Source organism: Pelomonas nitida (assembly GCF_043555975.1).
GTDB classification, from domain to species: Bacteria; Pseudomonadota; Gammaproteobacteria; order Burkholderiales; family Burkholderiaceae_C; genus Pelomonas; species Pelomonas nitida.
On the sequence record NZ_JBIGIA010000032.1, the window covers coordinates 1 to 19,580 of the forward strand.

The following is a 19,580-nucleotide window of genomic DNA, read 5'->3' on the forward strand; positions in this document are numbered from 1 at the left end:
GCACGGCCTCCTGCTTGAACTCCATCGTGTAGCGCGCCCTCGGCGCCGCCTTCGGCTTCGTCATTCCCACTCTCCTTGCTTGCATTGAATCACTCAGCAAGGGAGACGGTTTTCGGGGGCAAGGTCAAGCCCTAGCGCGCTTGCGGGTGGCTGATCGCTTGCTGGCGTGCTGGGCATGCGAGGCAGCGTCAACGCCTGCCAGATGAGCGCGACGGTGGCCAGCGGCACGACGCACGAGAAAGCACCCCGCCACCCGATGAAACCGCCAAGGAAGCTCCCCAGGGGGGCAGCGACGGCAGTCGCCAACGCGCTGCCCCCTTGGAGCAGAGCGAGCGCGCGCGCCACGAAGTGCTCAGGGACGATACGCATCACCACGGCCGTGGACATCGACCAGCAGCCGCCCACCGCAACGCCAAGAAGCGCTCGGCCGAGCATGAAGATCGTGTAGTTCGGCGCCATGGCGACCAGCACGGCGGAGATGACCATCGTGGCGGTAAATGCCAGGATGACGTGCTTGCGGTCGAACCGCGCGGTGATGGACGACGCCCAGAGGCTGGTGAGGACAGCAAAGATGCCCGACACAGCGATAGCCTGGCCGGCCTGCCCCTCAGTAAGGCTGAGCTCGGCGGCGATGGGTGTCAGCAGACTGACCGGCAGGAACTCGTTCGCCACCAGCGCGAAAGCGCACAGCGACATGGACAGCACAGCGCCCCAGACATGCCGGGCTACGGAATCGGCTCGTTCTGATGCCATGAAGAAACCTTCGAAACGCGGCACCTGCCGCAAGACGGGCAGGCGCCCTAGGAGAGTCCCGGCACGCCTGCTTCGGAAGTGAGATGAGAAGGACCTGGCTCAACCTTGCGGTTGACCAGGCCGACGACCCGTTGGTGGCCGCTAGCCGCAGACCGCTCCTGGCCCGCAGCGACAACTGCGTGGGGCGTTCACTTGTCGCGAGGCTTCAGCAGCTCGCCGAAGTGCACCTCGTTGCGCTCCGCCAGGCTGTCGACCTTGTCGCGGAAGGCGCGGACGTAGGGCGTGCGGAAGTGCTCCTCGAGAGCCTCGCGATTGCGCCAAGCCTCCGTCAGGAAGATGGAGCCATCCGCCTCTTCGAAGACGTTGTAGTAGATGAGCCCCTCTTCGCGTCGCGTCGGCTCGACCAGCGACAGCAAGGCCTGGCGCAGTTCCGCTTCCTTGCCAGATCGCGGCTTCTTGATGCTGCAGATGTTCACCACGCCCGGCGCACTGGCGTCATGCTTGCTCGGTTGGCCCTTAGGGGAAACCATCCGGCCGAAGTGCGCCTCGTTGCTGCCATCCACCAGGCTCGGAATCTTGCGGATGAACTCCTGCACCGCCGGCTGCTGAATGTGGCGATCCAGGTCCTCCTGCGAGCGCCAGGCCTCCAGCAGGAACAGCCCCCCGTCCTTGGTCCCGTAGACCTGGTAGAACAGGTGGCCTGCTTCCTTGCTGGTCGGCTCGACCAAGGCAAGCAGCGTTTGCCGCAGTTCCTCGGATTTGCCAGGCAGAGGGCGCATCAGGGCGCACACGTTGACCGAATCGGCATGTGCCATCGAGGCGCCCACGGTCAAGACGAGCGCCGCCAGAGCCTTCCGCAGCACGCTGGTCATGCTGCCGGCTGCGCCAGGTGCTGGGTGAAGAAGGCGGTGAGCTTCTCGAAGGGAATCAGCGTCACACGGTCGTACAGGTCGACGTGGCCAGCACCCTTGACGTAGTACAGCTCCTTCGGCTCTGCGGCCCGCTTGTAGGCGTCCTCGCTGAACTCCTTCGAGTGCGCCACGTCACCGGTGATGAACAGCATGGGGCGCGGCGAAATCGTCTCGATGTCGTTGAACGGGTAGAAGTTCGCGAACTTCACCTCGTCATTGGCGCGCCGGCCGGTGGTCTTCGCCAGGGTCGAGCCCTTCGGCACCGAGGCGCCGCGCGGGGTGCGGTAGAAGTCGAAGAACTCGCGGGTGATGGGGTCGGCATCGGCAGAAAGCGTCAGCGGCAGGCCCAGGATGGGGGATTCGCCGCCGGTGAAGTCGACGTAACGCTGCAGGGCGGCCTCCGCGATCCGCTTCTTCCGGTCCTCCAGGGAGACGCCGTGCTGCAGGCCATTCCGGTAGGCCGAGCCCATGTCGTACATGCTGACCGTGGCCACCGCCTTCATGCGGGGGTCGATCTTGGCTGCGCTGACAGCAAAGCTGCCGCTGCCGCACACGCCGAGCACGCCGATACGCTCACGGTCGACGAAGGCTCGCGTGCCGAGGAAGTCCACAGCCGCGCTGAAGCCTTCCGAGTACACGTCGGGAGAGACCGCCTGGCGGGGCGCACCTTCGCTGTCTCCCCAGAACGGGAGGTCCAGCGACAACGTCACGAAGCCTTGCTCCGCAAGCTTCTGTGCGTAGAGGTTGGCGCTCTGTTCCTTGACCGCGCCCATCGGGTGGCTGACCGCGATGGCGGGGTACTTGCGTCCGTTGACCATGCCCTTGGGGGTGTACAGATTGGCGCCCACCTTCACCCCGTACTGGGTCTTGAAGGTCACGCTCTCGACGTTGAGCTTGTCGCTCTTGAAGAAGTTGTCTGCGCCGCTAATCACGGATGCACCTGCTTTCGTATCGGCAGCAAAGACGCTGCCCGTGGTTGTAAGAACGCTGCCCATCGCGACCATCACGCCGGTGCGCTTCATGAATTCCCGGCGGTCGGCGTCAGTTGCGGCCTTGTTGTCGCCGGAGTTCTGTTTGTTCATCTCAAAATCTCCATTCAAGTCGAGGCAAAGAGGGTCGCTACAGGAGATGTTGCGATGGGGAAGCCCTAGCAGCCTCACTGCTTGGTTCGATTCTGGGCATCGACGATAACTTTGACTAGGTAATGAACGGTTATCGAGCTTATTAGCTAATCTTATCAATTGACGTACAGACCTGGCCAGCCCAGTGCTTTGATTTGCTACTGAATCACGCTATACTTATTATAACTTTCAAGGAAACTCACCCGCAGAATCAATGGCGCGACGCAACCTCAACGACCTTCTTGCCTTCGTCACGGTGGCGCGTGAAGGCAGCTTCACGAAGGCGGCTGCATACCTCGGGGTCACGCAGTCGGCGTTGAGTCAGGCGATCCGCTCCTTGGAGGAGCGCATTGAGATTCGGCTCTTGACCCGGACCACGCGTAGCGTGGCTCCGACCGCGGCGGGGGAGCGGCTCTTGAGCTCCATCGGCCATCGGTTCGACGAGATTGAGGCGGAGCTGGACGCCCTGTCGGACCTGCGGGAGAAGCCTTCGGGCACGGTAAGGATCACGAGCGGAGAGCACGTGATCCACTCGACCTTGCTGCCCAAGCTGATGCCCGTCCTCGCCGAATGCCCCGACATCAAGATCGAGTTCGACTGCAGCTTGGGCTTCCGCGACATCGTCGCCGACCGATTCGATGCAGGCGTGCGTCTCGGCAGCACCATCGACAAGGACATGATTGCCGTGCCTATCGGCCCGCCTCTGCGAATGGCCGTCGCGGGCTCGCCCGACTACTTCCGGAGGCACCCCGCACCGAAGACGCCCAATGACTTGATGGAGCATCAGTGCATCAACCAGCGCATGCCGACTTCGGGAGGCCTGTACGTTTGGGACTTCGAGCGGCGCGGCAAGAAGGTCAATGTCCGCGTCGATGGACCGCTCATCTTCAACACCGTGCCGCCTCAGCTCGACGCAGCCCTGGCGGGCATGGGTCTCATCCTCCTGCCAGAAGACGAGCTGAGTGGGCACTTTGAGTCCGGGCGCTTGGTGCGGGTACTGGAAGACTGGTGCCAGCCGTTTGCGGGCTACCACCTGTACTACCCGAGCAGAAGGCAGCCGTCCCCGGCCTTCTCACTCGTCCTAGCGGCCCTTCAGCTGCGCCGCTGACGTCGGAGGCTGCTTCAGGCGTTGGCTCCACTGCCCATTTCAGGAGCTGCCGGAATGCGTCATTCGAGCCCGACCCACCAGCGCGAAAACTGCTGTTCCCGCCCGTCCAGGTACACCAGCTCTCCGATGCGCGGCGTCAGCAGCCGGTAGGGCTTGCCTGCACTGGCCGCCGCGGCTCGCTCAAACGGCTCGTCCCAAGCGTGTCGTGCCAGGCTGAAGCGACCGGCATGCGCCGTGAGAAGGTCCCGCGTGCGAAGAATCTCCGCCGCCTTCGAGGCCTCTTCGGGATTCATGTGGATGTCTGCCCACTCCTTGTTGTACTGACCCGAGTCGAGCGCTACGAGGTCGAATCGTTCGAAACGCTGGGCAATGCGCTCAAAGTGAGGGCCGAAACCCGTGTCGCCGCTGAAGTAGAGCCGGCGCTGCGCGGTCTCAACCGCGTAGCTCGCCCACAAAGCCTTGTTGCGGTCCATGAACCGCCCGGAGTAGTGCTGCGCAGGCAGAACGTGGATCGTCAGCCCCTCCGCAATCTCGAGCTTCGTGTACCAGTCAGCCTCTCGAATCTTCTCGGCCGGGTACCCCCAGTGCGCGAGGTGCGCCCCGTTGCCGAGCCCTGCGATGACCACGCGCGTCTTATTCAGCAGCGCCTTCATGCTGGCGTAGTCGAGATGATCGTAGTGGTCGTGCGAGATGAGCACTGCGTCCACGTCGGGGATGTCATCTACGCTGTAGATGGTCGTGCCGTCGAAGGCCTTCACCATCCAAGGCAAGGGTGCGGCGTAGTCACTGAAGACCGGATCGACCAGCAGCCGCTTCCCGCCAACCTGCACGTAGTACGAAGAGTGGCCCAACCACACCACGATGTCCTCGCCTGCCGGCAACGCCTTCAGGTCCGTCTTGACCGTCGGCAAGGCCACAGGGGGAGTCGGACGGTCCTTCGGGGCGAATCGCCCCCGAATCACCGCCATGGCGAAGGCCAGGCCGCCAGGCCTCGGTGGTGAGGCGACCTCGTTCTGAAACACCCCATCGCGATGCTGCGGCGACCGCTCCACCTCTGCCAGCCGTTCGCCCTTGGGTATCTGGCCCAGGGTCGGAGTCAGGTAGGCGCAACCGCCCGCCAACAAGGCGGCGAAAACGACTAGCGCGGTGACGAGGGATCGCTTCATAGCCTTCGACTCTATGCAGATTCCAGTGGGGCTGGGGTTGGTTGCGACTGATAGGGTCTATGAGCACCTCTTATGAATCACAAGGTGACCTGACGGGCACGATGCATCCGGCCTAGTCTTCTCGCCGCAACCGTTCCAGCGCGGCATCGACTACCGTGGGCACAGGACCGGCGTTTCGCCTTGCAGCCTGTGCTGGCACCAAGTCGACCTCCATCTCAAGCGCCGCCGCCACCCGGACCAGCGCCGCCAGAGGAACCGCTCCAGTGCCGCCCAGCACCGCCTCCACCAGAGCCAGCTTGACGTTGGCTCGCCGGGAAAGCTCCCACTCCGTGCGGCCAGAGGCAGCCAAAGCGGCACGCAAGCGCGCCGCGAGCTCGACCTCATTCATGGTGCACTGCCAAGCCACGGCACGGCCACCATCGGGTACCCCAGCTCATCGTCCGCAAGGTCTGGCTCATCCGGCAGCGGGGTGAAGTGCTCGCTCCGCAGGCTGCACAACCGGCAGTGCGTGCGCCGATGCTTGAGCTTCTCATCGACCCCGGTGAGTACGGCCGGAGAGGCGGCTTCGTGCACCGTTCCGCAACGCGGGCAGCGGCAGACCTTCATTCTTCGGCCCTCCCCGGTTCGGGCTGCACAACGCTCTCAAGGAGTTGGTAGACGCGGACGAGCTCTTGGTCACGTTGTGAGCCGACGAAGGTGTTGAGGCCGACCCACTGCTCCTCCTGACCGGGGAACACATACCCTGGCTTGTCTTCGACAAGCAGTGCCTCCCTAAGCTCGAAGACGCCTGCGCGCTCAAGATTCTTGGCCTTCCCATCCCAGGCGATTCGGTCGACCTGAGGGAACCAGGCCGGCACGTCGCCTTGACGGGCAAGGGCCTTTGCCACTGCACGGAACTGGTCGTGATCCTCGGGAAACACCACGATTCGCTCGAACAACTGGACGCTGGACTGCAGGAAGCTGAACAGGTGCGGACGACCGACCAACGCGCCGCCCACCATTGAGAAGAGCGTGCCTTCCAGGCCAAGCGCTAGGACGCGGGGGCGCGGGACAGCCGACCCTTTAGCGCGGGCAGCTGCGGCGAACCGCCGCGCAAGGTAGGGATCGGCACGGGGCGTCGCCCGGCGGCCGGGCCATTCGGTAGGCAGCGATTCGATGGGAGGACCGAACTGATGAGCCAGCAGGCCTGCAAGCTTCGCGGCGGCCTCGGCATCTATCAGCCCACTCAACGGTGGCGTGATGACGACGTTGCATGCGAGTTCACTGTCGGTCCAACCTCGGGCCTCTGCGTCGACTCCCACCCAAGCGCGTGGGCGCAGCCACGCCAAGTGCTTCTCAACGACAAGGGCGTTGCTCATCCGCACGTAGTCCAGGTCGCTGACATGCCGCTGGAGCTGGCCAAAGCGGGCTTTGCTTGTGAGGTCCTCGAACGTGTTGCCGATGACGCGTGGAGCAAGACCGGGCCCTAGGGCTTCGAGGATCACGGGAAGGCGATGCTCCTGCGGCCGGATAGACGTGAGGACGATCCGCACCCCGGGCCAGCCGTTCAGGAGGTCGGTGAGCAGCGGGATGCATTCGTACGGTTCGTGGCCGTCCTCGGACGAAGCTCGTCCGCGCGTCCAGCGGTACATCGACTCGCGGGGGTGCAGGACACCACCGATGCCCAGGTAGAGCACGTCAATCGACGAGTCGGCACCGGCGACACAAACGCCTGGGTTGTCCAGTTGCTCGGTCACGGCACGCTCACGGAACATTGAGCTGCGCCGTTCCGGTCGAAGGGGCGCCGGGCAATGTCGAACTGCAGGCAGTCGACGACGCGCAGTAGGTCGCCATCCCGTCGCGCGCCGCTGAACCCGGACACCTTCTCGCGCTCCACCGGCCAGCCTCTGGCCACATGCTGATCGCCGGCGTCGATCACGAACGCTTGGCGGATGCCGGTCAAGCAAAGGGCTGCCAGGTCTCGGGTCTGGCCATCCCATGACATGCACTCCACATCGAGGAACCAGGCCGGGGCAGCGCCGGTATCGACCAGCGCCGAGGCAATGCGGCGGAAGCGCTCTAGGTCATCCGGGAACACCACGATCCGGTCGAACAGCTCCTGGCAGACCTCAAGGAAAGCGAAGAGGAACGGCCGTGGAGCAAGCGGTCCGTCTAACGCTGTGTAGAGCGTGCCTTCGAGGCCCAGCACCAGGACGGTGGGGCGAACCTTGGCAGGGGCTTGAAGGTCGGTCGGCGTAGGGAGTTGCATGCTGGATGGGTGTCGTGGCGTGGGCTACAGGGAGGCCTAGGTGGGCAGCTCGCCCGGGCCGCGCGATGGCGGCGAGAGTTCGGGGCGCACTACGGATCGAAGCTGCTGCAGTCCGCCCACTGCGTTCATTGGGAAGTCCGGCATCTCGGGGCAGAAAAGCTCGCCTTCCTGCTCACGCAGGACCAGCACTGATGCATGCCCGACCGTTCCAGTCCATAGCTCCGAGATACGACGCGGCGTCCAGCGGCCTTCATGGGGCAGGAGGCACAGCACCTCGATCAAGGCTCCGGCATGCCCGCCAACATGGGCGACGAGCTCATCAGGCTGGTCGGTTGTGTAGGTGATGGCATACGCATCGGCCGTCTTGTCGTCTACCAGCAGGGTGGTCACGATCCAGGGGCGGGATAGGCGTGGCCAGGATGACGCGCACGACGTGGCATCGCTGATGCTCGGTGAGCAGCAGGCCGAAAGCATGGCTGTCCTTGACGGTTTATGAACCGTCAGTCTCGCGGGCGGTCCGGGAGCTTGGCAAGCGCTTCCGAGGGGCACTTGGCAAAGTACCAATAACGGACTATAGGCCGTGGCCTAAAAGGCACACCCTGGCGATGCTGTGCGCCGTGAACTCGACAGAAGCTGCCCCCACGGACACTGCTCGCAAGCGGTCATCCTTCGACCCTGCGGTCGCTGCTGCAGTGGGTCAAGCTGCGAGACAGCGAAGGGAGTCGATTGGCCTCGCGCAAGATGCCTTCTCCTTGAAGGCAGGCGTGGATCGTTCCTACTACGGCCGGTTGGAGCGGGGCGAACGCCAACCGACGGTGAGCCTGCTGTTGAGGATCGCCGGGGCGTTGGGGATGTCCGGAGCGGAGTTGCTCGCGGAAGCGGAGACGTTGCTGGCTAAGGGGAAGCGGCCGCGGAAGAAGGTAGTCTGAGGGGTCGGCGCTGCGGCCCTGGTTGGGCGAGTTTGACGCCAGAACTTTGCAGACCTATGTATGTATGCCGGCGGAGTGCCTGAAGCCTAAGTTGTTGAGCCTACTGACGGATCGGTCAGCGGCCTTAAAACTATGTGCCGTTAGGGGGTAAGAGCCTCGATGAACGCCGGCAAATCCACCGCCCTGCTGCAGGTTGCACATAACTATGAGGAACGCGGGCATCGCGTCCGCATCTTCACGGCTCGCCTGGACGACCGCTACGGCCGCGGCTTCGTCACCTCGCGACTCGGGCCGCAGCGGGAGGTGGAGCAGTTTGACGCCCAGACGGACTTCATCACGCTGATCGACGCCACCCCCGGCATCGCCTGCATCCTCGTCGACGAAGCGCAGTTCCTGTCCAAGCACCAGGTGCAGCAGCTGCACGAACTGGCCCACCTGCGCAACCTGCCAGCCATCTGCTACGGCCTGCGCACGGACTTCCAGGGCGAGCTGTTCCCCGGTTCAGCCACGCTGCTGGCGCTGGCCGACGAGATGGACGAAATGAAGACCATCTGCGATTGCGGCCGCAAGGCGACGATGAACATGCGCGTGGATGCCAGCAACCGCAAGGTGACCGAAGGCGCCCAGGTGGAGATCGGCGGCAACGCGCGCTACCGCTCCGTCTGCGGGCGTTGCTTCCGCCAGGGCTGAGGCGCGAGGCTCAGCGCAGGCCCAGCGCCTCGCGCACGCTGGCGGCGGCATCGTCGCCCTTGGCCTTTTGCACGCGTTCGACAAACTGCAGCGCAAGCGCCTGGAGTTCGGGAAGGCTCTCGCAGCGCTCGACATCCAGCGCGAACGAGTAGCCCTTGAACGGCCCCAGCAACTTGGTCGCCTGGCCGCTCATGTAGGCGTAGAGCGCCGCACGGTCCAGCAACGGCGACCCGCCGGATGCGGCGGCCGGCACTGCGGGCAAGGCCTCGTGCACAGGCGCGCCCGTGCCGCCCGGCGGGGCCACGAGGCCATGCTCACGCAGCGCCTGCAGGTCTTCGGCGGTAGCGCCGACCACCAGGCGCAACCATTCGGCGGCCGGCTTGCTGGCGTCCAGCACCAGCAGCAGGTTGCGCGCTGCGCGCGACAACGGCAGGCCCTTGGCGCGAATCTCGGCGCGCCCGGCATCGGTCTTGGAATACGTCAAATCGGGCAGGGTGTCCCCCCTTCAGCGGAAGCGGCACAACAGCGCGCGAGCCAGCTCGCGCGCGATGGGTGATCAGGCCTTGTCCCGCAGCTCGCGGCGCAAGACCTTGCCCACGGGCGTCTTGGGAAGATCGGTGCGGAATTCGACGATCTTGGGGCGTTTGTAGCCAGTCAGGTTCAGTTCGCAGTACGACCGGACATCGGCCTCGCTGACGTTGGGGTCCTTCTTCACGATGACCACCTTGACCGCTTCGCCCGCCTTGGCATCCGGCACGCCGACGGCCGCGCACTCCAGCACGCCGGGCATCTGGGTCAGCACATCCTCGACCTCGTTCGGATACACATTGAAGCCGCTGACCAGGATCATGTCCTTCTTGCGGTCGACGATCTTGAAATAACCACGCTCGTCGACGGTGCCAATGTCACCGGTGCGGAAGAAGCCGTCGGGCGTCATGACCTTGGCGGTCTCGTCGGGGCGCTGCCAATAGCCGGCCATGACCTGCGGGCCCTTGATGGCGATCTCGCCCGGCTGCCCCATCGGCACCTCAACACCTTCGTCGTCGATCAAACGCAACTCGGTCAGCGGCAGCGGCAGGCCGATCGTGCCGCTGTAGCTGCTGCTGTCCGCCGGGTTGCAGGTGGCCGTGGGCGAGGTTTCAGACAGGCCGTAGCCCTCGACGATGGAGCAGCCGGTCTTCTCCAGCCAGAGCTTGGCCGTCGCCTGCATGACGGCCATGCCACCGCCCACCGAGATGACCAGCCGACTCCAGTCGACGGTGCCGAAGTCCTTGTGGTTGGCCATCGCCATGAACAGCGTGTTCACCGCCGGGAAGCTGTGGAAACGGTGGCCCTTGAGCTCCTTGAACATGGCTGGCAGATCACGCGGATTGGGGATCAGCACGTTGGCGCCGCCCATGTGCATCGACAGCATCATGTTCGCGTTGAAACCGAAGATGTGATACAGCGGCAGCGCGCAGATCGTGACGATCTGTTCACCGGCCGGCACCTTCTTCAAGGCCGGCTGATACCAGGCTTCGTTTTGCAGGATGTTGGCGACGAGGTTGCGGTGCAGCAGCACGGCCCCCTTGGACACGCCGGTCGTGCCACCGGTGTACTGCAGCACGGCAATGTCGTCCGGACCCAGCTGAGGCGCCTTGCAGCTGAGGCTGCGGCCCTTGGCGACCGCCTCGTTGAAGCGCACGGCGCCCGGCAGGTCGAAAGCCGGCACCATCTTCTTCACGTTGCGCACCACGTAGTTCACGATGGCGCCCTTGAGCAGGCCCAGCATGTCGCCCATGGCCGTGATGACGATGCGCTGGGTCGGCACGTTCTTGACGACCTGCTGCAGCACCGAGGCGAAGTTCTCGAGGATGACGATAGCCTTGGCCCCCGAATCCTTCAGCTGGTGCTCCAGCTCGCGCGGCGTGTAGAGCGGGTTCACGTTGACCACCACATACCCGGCCCGCAGCACAGCCGCCACGGCCACCGGGTACTGGAACACGTTGGGCATCATGAGCGCCACCCGGTCGCCCTTCTCCAGGCCCAGGCTCTGCAGATAGGCCGCCAGCGCGCGCGACGCCTCGTCCACCTCGCCGAAGCTGATGCGCTTGCCCATCATCAGGTAGGCGGTCTTGTCGGCGTTCTTCTTGAACGAGGTGTCGAGCAGATCGACGAGGCTCGGATACAGCGCGACGTTCACGTCACGCGGCACCTCGGCCGGGTATTGCTTCAGCCAGATCGGCTCCATGGCCCTGTCTCCGTAGTACTTTGCTTGGCGGAGCATTCTGACCGATGGCTGACAAGGGACGGGTCAGGGGATTCGATACACCCCGGGAGCCGGCCGCCCGGGCTCATTCAACCGCTTTGAGCATGTCCTCGACGACCTTCTTCGCATCGCCGAAGACCATCATGGTCTTGTCCATGTAGAACAGCTCGTTGTCCAGGCCCGCGTAGCCCGCCGCCATGGAACGCTTGTTGACGATGACGGTCTTGGCCTTGTAGGCCTCCAGGATCGGCATGCCGTAGATGGGGCTGCCCTTCACGTGCGCGGCCGGGTTCACGACGTCGTTGGCGCCAAGGATGATGGCCACGTCGGCCTGGCCGAACTCGGCGTTGATGTCCTCCATCTCGAAGACCTGGTCGTAGGGCACCTCGGCCTCGGCGAGCAACACGTTCATGTGGCCCGGCATGCGGCCGGCCACCGGGTGGATGGCGTACTTCACCGTCACGCCCTTCTCCGTGAGCTTGGCGGCCAGTTCCTTGACCGCGTGCTGCGCGCGCGCCACCGCCAGGCCGTAGCCCGGCACGATGATGACGCTCTCGGCATTGCCCATGACGAAGGCGGCATCGTCGGCGCTGCCGCTCTTGACGTTGCGCTGCGCCGTGGCGCCAGCGGCGGTGGCCGTGGCGTCGCCACCGAACCCGCCCAAGATCACGTTGAAGAACGAGCGGTTCATCGCCTTGCACATGATGTAGCTCAGGATGGCACCCGAACTGCCCACCAGGCTGCCGGCAATGATCAGCATCGGGTTGTTCAGCGAAAAGCCGATGCCCGCCGCCGCCCAGCCGGAATAACTGTTCAGCATGCTGACCACGACGGGCATGTCGGCGCCGCCGATGGGGATGATCAGCGTCACACCCAGCACGAAGCCCAGCGCGACGACGATGGCGAAGGCCAGCGCCGACTGTGTGGCGAAGAACATCGCGCAGAACGCTAGCGCCGCCACACCCAGCAGCAGGTTCAGCAGGTGCTGCCCACCGAACACGACCGGCGCACCTTGAAAGAGCCGGAACTTCGAGCCGCCGGACAGCTTGCCCCAGGCGATGACCGAGCCGGTGAAGGTGACCGCGCCGATGAAGGCGCCCAGCGCCAGCTCCAGCCGGTTGCCGGGCGGGATGGGGGCCAGCGTGCGCGGCGCCACGCCGTCCTCGGGGCCGATGGCGGCCAGCGCCGCATCCAGCGCCGGCGTGATGCCGAATGCCGCCGGCTCCACAACGGCCGCCACCGCGATCGCCACCGCGGCCAGGCCGATCATGCTGTGGAAGAACGCCACCAGCTCGGGCATCTTGGTCATCTCGACCGTTCGCGCCTTCCAGGCGCCGAAGCCACCGCCCACGACCAGGCCCAGCAGCACCCACAGCAGCCCCGTGCCCGAACCCGCCAGCTTGACGACCAGCGCCGCGGTCGTCAGCACCGCGATGGCCATGCCGGCCATGCCGAAGATGTTGCCGCGGATGGAAGTCGTCGGGTGCGACAAGCCCTTGAGCGACTGGATGAAGCAGACGCTGGCGATCAGATACAGCAGCGTGACGAGGTTCATGCTCATGCCCGGCCTCCCAGGGCATCGCGCTTCAACAGCTTCATGACGCTGCTGCGCCTGATGGCCAGCCACCAGACCGCCAGCACGACCGCCGCAGCCATGACGCCAGCCATGGGGCCGGCAGCAGCGCCAGCCGTCGCCGCCGCAAAGGCGCCGATCATCAGCGACTCACTCACCAGCCACACCCACGCGAAGGCCCTCAGGCCCGACTTGGCTGCTTGGTTCATCACTTGCCCTCCTTCTTGGCGGCCGGTTTGTCCTTCTTTTTGAACATCTCCAGCATGCGGCGCGTGACGAGGAAGCCGCCGAAGATGTTCACCGCCGCCAGCGCCACCGCCACGACGCCCATGCCCTTGGCCAGCGGCGTCTCGGTCAGCGCCGCGGCCAGCATGGCGCCGACGATGACGATGGCCGAGATCGCGTTCGTCACCGCCATCAGCGGCGTGTGCAGCGCAGGCGTCACCGTCCAGACGACGTGGTAGCCCACGTAGATGGCCAGCACGAAGATGATCAGGTTGATGATGGTGTGGTCCACAACTTCCACGGTCAGCTCCTCGTCACTTGTCCGTCTTGGGTCACGCGGCAGGCCGCGACGATGTCGTCATCCAGCGGCACGGTGAGCTCGCCCTCCTGGGTGAGGACGAGCTTGAGGAAGTCCAGCACGTTGCGCGCATACAGCGCCGACGCATCGGCCGCCACCAGCGCCGGCAGGTTGGTCTCGCCGACGATGACGACGCCGTGCTGGGTGACCGTCCTGCCGGCCTCGGTCAGTGGGCAGTTGCCGCCCGCCGGGGCGGCGATGTCCACAATGACCGAACCCGGCTTCATCGCCTTGACCATGTCCTCGGTGACCAGCACCGGCGCCGCGCGGCCAGGGATCAGCGCCGTCGTGATGACGACGTCGGCCGCCGCCACGCGCTTGGCCACCTCCGCCTTCTGCCGCTCCAGCCAGCTTTGCGGCATGGGCCGCGCATAGCCGCCCACGCCCTCGGCCGCCTCCTTCTCCTCGGCCGTCTCGTAAGGCACGTCGATGAACCTGGCGCCGAGCGACTCGACCTGCTCCTTCACGCTGGGCCGCACGTCGCTGGCCTCGATGACGGCGCCCAGCCGCTTGGCGGTCGCGATGGCCTGCAGCCCCGCCACACCCACGCCCAGCACGACGACGCGCGCTGCCTTCACCGTGCCGGCGGCGGTCATCAGCATCGGGAAAAAGCGCTGGTATTTGTCGGCCGCGATCATCACGGCCTTGTAGCCCGCGATGTTGGCCTGGCTGCTCAGCACGTCCATGCTCTGCGCGCGGGTCGTGCGGGGCGCGGCCTCCAGCGCGAAGCTGGTCAACCCGGCTGCGGCCAGCGCAGCCATGCCGTCGCGGTCGAAGGGGTTGAGCATGCCCACCAGCGCGGTGCCCGGCTTCATCAGCGCCAGTTCGTCGCCTGCCGGTGCGCGCACCTTCAGCACCAGCGCGCTGCCCAGCGCCCCAGCCTGGTCGACGATCTCGCAGCCCACGGCCTCGTAGGCTGAGTCCGGCGCGCTCGCCGCCAGGCCGGCGCCGGCCTCGATGCGCAGCGTGTGGCCGGCGGCCTTCAGCTTCTTGGCCGTCTCGGGCGTGACGGCCACGCGGGTCTCTCCGGCCGCGCGCTCGCGCGGGACGCCGATCTGCATGGAGGCTCCTTTCGGGGCAGGGGGTCGCGCCAGCTTACACAATGGTTGCTGTGCGCCAGTGCGGGAATTCGAGAGGAGGTTTCATGGCAGCCACAGAAAGATTTCGCCCCAGCGTCACGGTCGCCGCCGTGGTGGAGCGCGAGGGCCGCTACCTGCTCGTCGAGGAGGAAACCGGCGAAGGCCTGATGCTGAACAACCCGGCCGGCCATGTGGAGCAGGGCGAAAGCCCGCTGCAGGCCGTGGTGCGCGAGGCGCTGGAAGAGACGGCCCGCCATTTCGTGCCCGAGGCCTTCCTGGGCGTCTACCTCGCGCGCTTCCTGCGGCCGGCGCGCGGCGAGGATGTGACCTATGTGCGCCTGGCCTACAGCGGCTCGGTGGGCGACGCCATCGCCGGCCGCGCGCTCGACACCGGCATCCACCGCACGCTGTGGCTCACGCTCGACGAGATTGCCGCCTGCGCCGAGCGGCACCGCAGCCCGCTGGTGCTGCAATGCGTGCAGGACCATGCAGCGGGGCGGCGTCTGCCGCTGGACACCGTGTTCGCGCACGGCTCGCTGCAGTCGCCGTGGGTCAAGGGCAGCGCATGACGGATTTCATCGAGGTCTACGACGGCGCGCTGAGCCCCGACGCCTGCCGCGCCCTCGTCGAGCGCTTTCGGGCCAGCCCGCATGCCCAGCGCGGCGAGACCGGCAGCGGCGTGGACGTGAGCCTGAAGGACAGTTGGGACATCGCCGTCAGCCGCCACGCCGAGTGGGCCGACGCCTGCGCGCTGCTCAACGATGCCGTCATCCGCGGCTTCAAGCAGTACCTGCGGCGCTACGCCCACCTGGCGCTGGCGCCGCTGAAGCTGCAGATGCAGCGCCCTGACGGCAGCCTGGCGCTGCTGGATGCCGACGGCGTGGCAGGCCTCGGCGACGAACACCTGATGGGGCTGATCGCCAAGGTCTTTCGCCCCGGCGCCATCAATCTGCAGCGCTATGTGGCCAACCAGGGCGGCTACCCCTACTGGCACTGCGAGCAGTACCCGCGGCTCGACCAGGGCGAGGCCTTGCACCGTGCCGTGCTGTGGACGATCTACCTGAACGACGACTTCACCGGCGGCGAGACCGAGTTCCTCTACCAGGGCCGCCGGATCACGCCGCGCACCGGCAGCCTGCTGATCGCGCCGGGCGGCTTCACGCACACGCACCGCGGCAACCGGCCCACGGGCGGCGACAAGTTCATCGCGACGAGCTGGGTGATGTACCAGCGCGCCGAAAACCTGTTCGGCGCGGGCTGAGGGCCGCTTTGGGACAATCGGCCCCATGAGTTCCGGAGCAAAGAAGCATCGCGTCGTGGTCGGCCTGTCCGGCGGCGTCGACTCGGCGGTCACCGCCCATCTGCTGAAGCAGCAAGGCCACGAGGTCATCGCCATCTTCATGAAGAACTGGGAGGACGATGACGACGACGAGTACTGCTCGACGCGTCAGGACTTCCTGGACGCCGCCTCGGTGGCTGATGTGCTGGGCATCGAGATCGAGCACGTCAACTTCGCCGCCGAGTACAAGGACCGCGTTTTCGAGAGCTTTCTGCGCGAGTACCAGGCCGGCCGCACGCCCAACCCCGACGTGCTGTGCAACGCCGAGATCAAGTTCAAGGCCTTCCTGGACCACGCGATGCGCCTGGGCGCTGAGAAGATCGCGACCGGGCACTACGCGCGGGTGCGCGAGGTCGACGGCGAATTCCAATTGCTCAAAGGCCTGGACCCGCTGAAGGACCAGAGCTACTTCCTGCACCGGCTCAGCCAGGCGCAGATGAGCAAGGCGATGTTCCCCGTGGGCCACCTGCCCAAGACCGAGGTGCGCCGCATCGCCGCCGAGATCGGCCTGCCGAACGCGAAGAAGAAGGACTCGACCGGCATCTGCTTCATCGGCGAGCGGCCGTTCCGCGAGTTCCTGAACAAATACCTGTCGCACCAGCCGGGGCCCATCAAGGACGAGCGCGGCCGCAAGCTCGGCGAGCACGTGGGCCTGTCGTTCTACACGCTGGGCCAGCGCCAGGGCCTGGGCATCGGCGGCGTGAAGGAGAAGGGAACGCCGCGCGGCGGCGGCGAGCACGCGCCCTGGTTCGTGGCGGCCAAGGACATCCCGAACAACACGCTGATCGCCGTGCAAGGCCACGACCACCCGCTGCTGCTGAGCCCGGCGCTGGTGGCCGATGACCTGAGCTGGGTCGCCGGCCACCCGCCGGCCGCCGGCCGGGTCGCCGCCAAGACACGCTACCGCCAGGCCGATGCGGCCTGCGACCTGGGTTTCGACCCCACCGGCCGGTTGACGCTGCGCTTTCCCGAGCCGCAATGGGCGGTCACGCCCGGCCAGAGCGCTGTGGTCTACGACGGCGAGGTGTGCCTGGGTGGTGGCGTCATCGCCCAGGCGCTGCCCGGCTGACGAGCGCCCCACCCCGAGGCGGCCGCCGGGCCGCACGACAATGGCCGCCCATGAATCGCCTTGACCGCCTGCTGGCCCGCCTTGCCGAACCCGGCGTGGTGCTGCGGCTGGCCGCGCTGGTGGTCTGCGCGATGGAGCTGGTCAGCGCCGGCTCGGCCTTGCTGGGCGCGCGCACCGAACCCTATGACGGCCTGGTGGCCTGGCTGTGGATGCAGTTCGGCGGCGACGCCAACGACCGCACGCTGCTGCTGATCTGCGTGGCGCTGCTGCTGACCTTCGTCGCGCTGATGTGGCGGCTAGCGCGCCAGGGGCTGGCGGCCGTGGCCGTGAACCGCCGCATGGCCTGGCTGCTGCTGGTGGACCTGCTGGCCTTCGGCGTGACGCCGGGCCTGCCCTTCCTCGTCACGGCCATGGCGGCGGTGGTGCTGCGCGCCCGGCTGGCACTGGGGTTCGCGGCGGCCCAGGTGCTGCTGAACACCGGCATCTACGTCTACGCCTCCCAGACGGCCTGGCTGGACCAGTTCGGCATGCTGAGCTCCATGCTGGCGCTGCACGGCCTGGCGTTCGGGCTGGGGCGCATGGCCGCAGCCGAGGCCGAGAAGCGCCGCTGGCTGCAGGCCGTGCTGGCCGAGCAGCTCTCCGGCGAGCATCTGCTGGCCGAACAACTGCGCTACAGCGAACGCATGCAGATCGCGCGCGAGATGCACGACCTGATGGGCCACCACCTGACCGCGCTGAACCTGCAGCTGCAGCTGGGCGGCGCGCTGCTGGCCCGCGCCGACGCCGGCGGCGCCGGTCAGGCGCTGGACCGCGCCCAGGGCGTGGCGGCGCAGTTGCTGGCGGACGTGCGCGCGGCGGTGTCGGAGCAGCGCAGCTCCCAGCGCATCGACTTGTCGGCGGCGCTGCAGGCGCTGGCAGAAGGCATTGCCAGCACGCGCATCGAGCTGGCCGTGGACGAGGCCGCGCGCGACCTCGGCCCCCGCACGGCCCACGCGCTGCTGCGCTGCGTGCAGGAGGGCGTGACCAACGGCGTGCGCCATGCCGGTGCGCGGCGGGTGCAGGTCGAGCTGCGCGGCGACGGGGATGAAGTTGCGGTCAGCATCGACGATGATGGGCGGGGTGCGCCCGGCTGGCACGAAGGGCGGGCCGGCAACGGTCTGTCCGGCATGGCCGAGCGCATGGCCGAACTGGGTGGGCAGATGCGTGTGACGCGCACCAGCCCGGGGTTTCGAATCGAGCTGAGATGTCCACGATGGGTGTGATCAAGATCCTGCTGGTGGAGGACCAGCAACTGGTGCGAGAAGGCCTCAAGGGCCTGCTCGCGCTGCATGACGACCTGCAGGTGGTTGGCGAAGCCAGCGACGGCGCCGAGGCGCTGGAGTGGCTGACCGCCGCGCCCGCCGAGGGCATGCCCGACCTGGTGCTGTCCGACATGCGCATGCCGCGGCTGGACGGGCTGGGGCTGATCCGCGCGCTGGCGGCTCGCGGCCTGCGGCTGCCGGTCGTGCTGTTGACGACCTTCGACGACACCCATGCGTTCGATGAAGCGGCGCGCGCCGGCGCCAAGGGTTTTCTGCTGAAGGCCATCAGCCCCGACACGCTGGTGCAGGCGCTGCGCGACGTGCATGGCGGCGGCACCGCGCTGCGGCCCTCGCTGACCACGCGCATGGAGGCCAAGGGCGGCGAGCGCGCCTTCACGGCCGCCGACCAGCCCGACCCGCTGTCGCCCAAGGAGCTGCAGGTGCTGCGCCTGGTGGCCAGCGGCCGCAGCAACACCGAGATCGCCAGCCTGCTGGGCAACAGCGAAGGCGTCATCAAGAACCACTGCTCGGCCATCTTCTCCAAGATGGGCGTGCGCGACCGCACGCAGGCGGTGCTGCGGGCGATCGATCTCGGCTGGATCTAGCCGGCCGAGCGCCGGTCCGCTCGCAGGCCGCACCGCCTTGGTCGAGTCGGCGTTCAGCGCGGCTCGGCCGGGCGTGAGGCTTGCGGGGTGGCCATCTGCAGCACCCAGTAGCGCTGCAGCCGGCCCGGGCCGGTCACGCAGGCCAGCCCGAAGTCCTCGAAGTCGGCCGCCATCAGGTTTTCGCAATGCGTCGGGCTGGCCAGCCAATGGGCCAGCGCCTCGTCGAAAGACTCCGGCCCGCCGGCCAGGTTCTCGCCCGAGACCCGCATCACGTACCCCACCTCATGCAGCCGCGTGCGCAGCGTGGCGCCGTTGGCGCCGATGTGGTCCAGCCGATCACGCGCGGCCAGTTCCAGCGCATAGCGCCGCGATGATTCGTCCAGCAAGGCCTGCCAGCGCAAGGCCTTGGCGGCCGGCCAGCTGTGGCCGCCGCAAACCTGCACCCGGCCGCGCGTTGCATTCAGCAGCCGTGCCGCCGTCTCGGCGTCGGGGCGGCAATCGGTGCCTGGGGCGGCCGCGGCCATACCGGCCAGACTGAGCAGAGCGATCGACCAGAAAAAATGCATGGGCGCATGCTAGTCCAGCGAATCAGTGAAATTGGTGGTGCGTGAGCCCCTGGCCAGCGGCAATCAAGGCGCAAGCGCGCAGGCGTGTAGGCACCCGGCAAGCGCTGCGCCCTGCCACCAGCCCGGCCTGCCCCCTGCGCACCACCGATTTCACTGATTCGCTGGACTAAGAGCCGCTAACAAAATTCCGGCAAGGCGCGACAACAGATGACGCAGCAGGCCAAGCTCAACAGCGCCACATGAGTCTCGACGGCGCGCTCAAACCGGATGCGCAGCTTGCCAAACGCGGCC

23 protein-coding genes and 1 pseudogene are annotated in these 19,580 nt (G+C 66.6%); 8 read left to right on the forward strand and 16 right to left on the reverse strand.

Annotation, left to right across the window (positions count from 1 at the left end; translation table 11 throughout):
- Positions 1–93: 93 nt before the first annotated feature.
- The 3 genes from ACG00X_RS23475 to ACG00X_RS23485 form a co-directional block, all read right to left on the reverse strand.
- Complete coding sequence (locus tag ACG00X_RS23475; RefSeq protein WP_394492174.1) at positions 94–753, reverse strand: MFS transporter; 660 nt, start codon at positions 751–753, stop codon at positions 94–96.
- A 188-nt stretch (positions 754–941) separates the two neighbouring features.
- Positions 942–1,625 (reverse strand): putative quinol monooxygenase, encoded by a 684-nt coding sequence (locus ACG00X_RS23480; protein ID WP_394492176.1) that lies wholly within the window; start codon positions 1,623–1,625, stop codon positions 942–944.
- Complete coding sequence (locus ACG00X_RS23485; protein ID WP_394492178.1) at positions 1,622–2,746, reverse strand: alpha/beta hydrolase; 1,125 nt, start codon at positions 2,744–2,746, stop codon at positions 1,622–1,624. The genes ACG00X_RS23480 and ACG00X_RS23485 overlap by 4 nt, the downstream gene beginning before the upstream one ends.
- A gap of 253 nt (positions 2,747–2,999) precedes the next feature.
- On the opposite strand from ACG00X_RS23485, the gene ACG00X_RS23490 reads away from it, so the two are divergent.
- Complete coding sequence (locus tag ACG00X_RS23490) at positions 3,000–3,893, forward strand: LysR family transcriptional regulator (protein ID WP_394492180.1); 894 nt, start codon at positions 3,000–3,002, stop codon at positions 3,891–3,893.
- A gap of 59 nt (positions 3,894–3,952) precedes the next feature.
- On the opposite strand, the gene ACG00X_RS23495 is transcribed toward ACG00X_RS23490, so the two are convergent.
- The 5 genes from ACG00X_RS23495 to ACG00X_RS23515 form a co-directional block, all read right to left on the reverse strand.
- A complete protein-coding gene (locus ACG00X_RS23495) occupies positions 3,953–5,059 on the reverse strand; it encodes an MBL fold metallo-hydrolase (RefSeq protein ID WP_394492182.1) in 1,107 nt (368 codons plus the stop codon).
- A 112-nt stretch (positions 5,060–5,171) separates the two neighbouring features.
- Positions 5,172–5,447 carry a hypothetical protein gene (locus tag ACG00X_RS23500; protein ID WP_394492184.1) on the reverse strand — a complete coding sequence of 92 codons (276 nt, stop codon included), beginning with the start codon at positions 5,445–5,447 and terminating at the stop codon, positions 5,172–5,174.
- A gap of 214 nt (positions 5,448–5,661) precedes the next feature.
- On the reverse strand, positions 5,662–6,795 hold the full coding sequence (locus ACG00X_RS23505; RefSeq protein WP_394492186.1) for an NIF family HAD-type phosphatase: 1,134 nt from the start codon (positions 6,793–6,795) through the stop codon (positions 5,662–5,664).
- Positions 6,792–7,307, reverse strand: a complete 516-nt coding sequence (locus ACG00X_RS23510; RefSeq protein WP_394492188.1) for a hypothetical protein — start codon at positions 7,305–7,307, stop codon at positions 6,792–6,794. Before ACG00X_RS23510 ends, ACG00X_RS23505 begins: the two co-directional genes overlap by 4 nt.
- A gap of 36 nt (positions 7,308–7,343) precedes the next feature.
- A complete protein-coding gene (locus ACG00X_RS23515; RefSeq protein ID WP_394492190.1) occupies positions 7,344–7,697 on the reverse strand; it encodes a hypothetical protein in 354 nt (117 codons plus the stop codon).
- Positions 7,698–7,912: 215 nt separating this feature from the next.
- On the opposite strand from ACG00X_RS23515, the gene ACG00X_RS23520 reads away from it, so the two are divergent.
- Together ACG00X_RS23520 and ACG00X_RS23525 are read left to right on the forward strand one after the other, a co-directional pair.
- On the forward strand, positions 7,913–8,236 hold the full coding sequence (locus ACG00X_RS23520; RefSeq protein ID WP_394492218.1) for a helix-turn-helix domain-containing protein: 324 nt from the start codon (positions 7,913–7,915) through the stop codon (positions 8,234–8,236).
- A 159-nt stretch (positions 8,237–8,395) separates the two neighbouring features.
- Positions 8,396–8,926 carry a thymidine kinase gene (locus ACG00X_RS23525; protein ID WP_394492192.1) on the forward strand — a complete coding sequence of 177 codons (531 nt, stop codon included), beginning with the start codon at positions 8,396–8,398 and terminating at the stop codon, positions 8,924–8,926.
- A gap of 10 nt (positions 8,927–8,936) precedes the next feature.
- On the opposite strand, the gene ACG00X_RS23530 is transcribed toward ACG00X_RS23525, so the two are convergent.
- The 6 genes from ACG00X_RS23530 to ACG00X_RS23555 all read right to left on the reverse strand — a co-directional run bounded on the left by ACG00X_RS23530 (position 8,937) and on the right by ACG00X_RS23555 (position 14,391).
- Positions 8,937–9,410, reverse strand: a complete 474-nt coding sequence (locus ACG00X_RS23530) for a hypothetical protein (protein ID WP_394492194.1) — start codon at positions 9,408–9,410, stop codon at positions 8,937–8,939.
- Positions 9,411–9,482: 72 nt separating this feature from the next.
- Positions 9,483–11,156: a long-chain-fatty-acid--CoA ligase gene (locus ACG00X_RS23535; RefSeq protein WP_394492196.1), complete on the reverse strand. Its 1,674-nt coding sequence runs from the start codon at positions 11,154–11,156 to the stop codon at positions 9,483–9,485.
- 103 nt (positions 11,157–11,259) lie between these two features.
- A complete protein-coding gene (locus tag ACG00X_RS23540) occupies positions 11,260–12,735 on the reverse strand; it encodes an NAD(P)(+) transhydrogenase (Re/Si-specific) subunit beta (protein WP_394492198.1) in 1,476 nt (491 codons plus the stop codon).
- Positions 12,732–12,956, reverse strand: coding sequence for a hypothetical protein (locus ACG00X_RS23545; RefSeq protein ID WP_394492200.1), 225 nt, complete (start codon positions 12,954–12,956; stop codon positions 12,732–12,734). Before ACG00X_RS23545 ends, ACG00X_RS23540 begins: the two co-directional genes overlap by 4 nt.
- Positions 12,956–13,273 carry an NAD(P) transhydrogenase subunit alpha part 2 gene (locus ACG00X_RS23550; protein WP_394492202.1) on the reverse strand — a complete coding sequence of 106 codons (318 nt, stop codon included), beginning with the start codon at positions 13,271–13,273 and terminating at the stop codon, positions 12,956–12,958. The genes ACG00X_RS23545 and ACG00X_RS23550 overlap by 1 nt, the downstream gene beginning before the upstream one ends.
- 2 nt (positions 13,274–13,275) lie before the next feature.
- A complete protein-coding gene (locus ACG00X_RS23555) occupies positions 13,276–14,391 on the reverse strand; it encodes a Re/Si-specific NAD(P)(+) transhydrogenase subunit alpha (RefSeq protein WP_394492204.1) in 1,116 nt (371 codons plus the stop codon).
- A gap of 83 nt (positions 14,392–14,474) precedes the next feature.
- Between ACG00X_RS23555 and ACG00X_RS23560 the strand changes: the two genes are divergently transcribed.
- The 5 genes from ACG00X_RS23560 to ACG00X_RS23580 are packed head-to-tail and all read left to right on the forward strand — an operon-like array spanning position 14,475 to position 18,723.
- Entirely contained in the window at positions 14,475–14,978 is a 504-nt protein-coding gene (locus ACG00X_RS23560; protein WP_394492206.1) for an NUDIX hydrolase, read from the forward strand.
- On the forward strand, positions 14,975–15,670 hold the full coding sequence (locus ACG00X_RS23565) for a 2OG-Fe(II) oxygenase (protein ID WP_394492208.1): 696 nt from the start codon (positions 14,975–14,977) through the stop codon (positions 15,668–15,670). Before ACG00X_RS23560 ends, ACG00X_RS23565 begins: the two co-directional genes overlap by 4 nt.
- Before the next feature lie 25 nt (positions 15,671–15,695).
- On the forward strand, positions 15,696–16,817 hold the full coding sequence (gene mnmA, locus ACG00X_RS23570) for a tRNA 2-thiouridine(34) synthase MnmA (protein ID WP_394492210.1): 1,122 nt from the start codon (positions 15,696–15,698) through the stop codon (positions 16,815–16,817).
- A gap of 50 nt (positions 16,818–16,867) precedes the next feature.
- Positions 16,868–18,079: a sensor histidine kinase gene (locus tag ACG00X_RS23575; protein WP_394492212.1), complete on the forward strand. Its 1,212-nt coding sequence runs from the start codon at positions 16,868–16,870 to the stop codon at positions 18,077–18,079.
- A complete protein-coding gene (locus ACG00X_RS23580; RefSeq protein ID WP_394492214.1) occupies positions 18,070–18,723 on the forward strand; it encodes a response regulator in 654 nt (217 codons plus the stop codon). The genes ACG00X_RS23575 and ACG00X_RS23580 overlap by 10 nt, the downstream gene beginning before the upstream one ends.
- Positions 18,724–18,776: 53 nt before the next feature.
- On the opposite strand, the gene ACG00X_RS23585 is transcribed toward ACG00X_RS23580, so the two are convergent.
- Both ACG00X_RS23585 and ACG00X_RS23590 read right to left on the reverse strand, forming a co-directional pair.
- Complete coding sequence (locus ACG00X_RS23585) at positions 18,777–19,289, reverse strand: CAP domain-containing protein (protein WP_394492216.1); 513 nt, start codon at positions 19,287–19,289, stop codon at positions 18,777–18,779.
- Positions 19,290–19,465: 176 nt separating this feature from the next.
- Positions 19,466–19,580: pseudogene (locus tag ACG00X_RS23590) on the reverse strand (IS5/IS1182 family transposase); the annotation flags it as partial.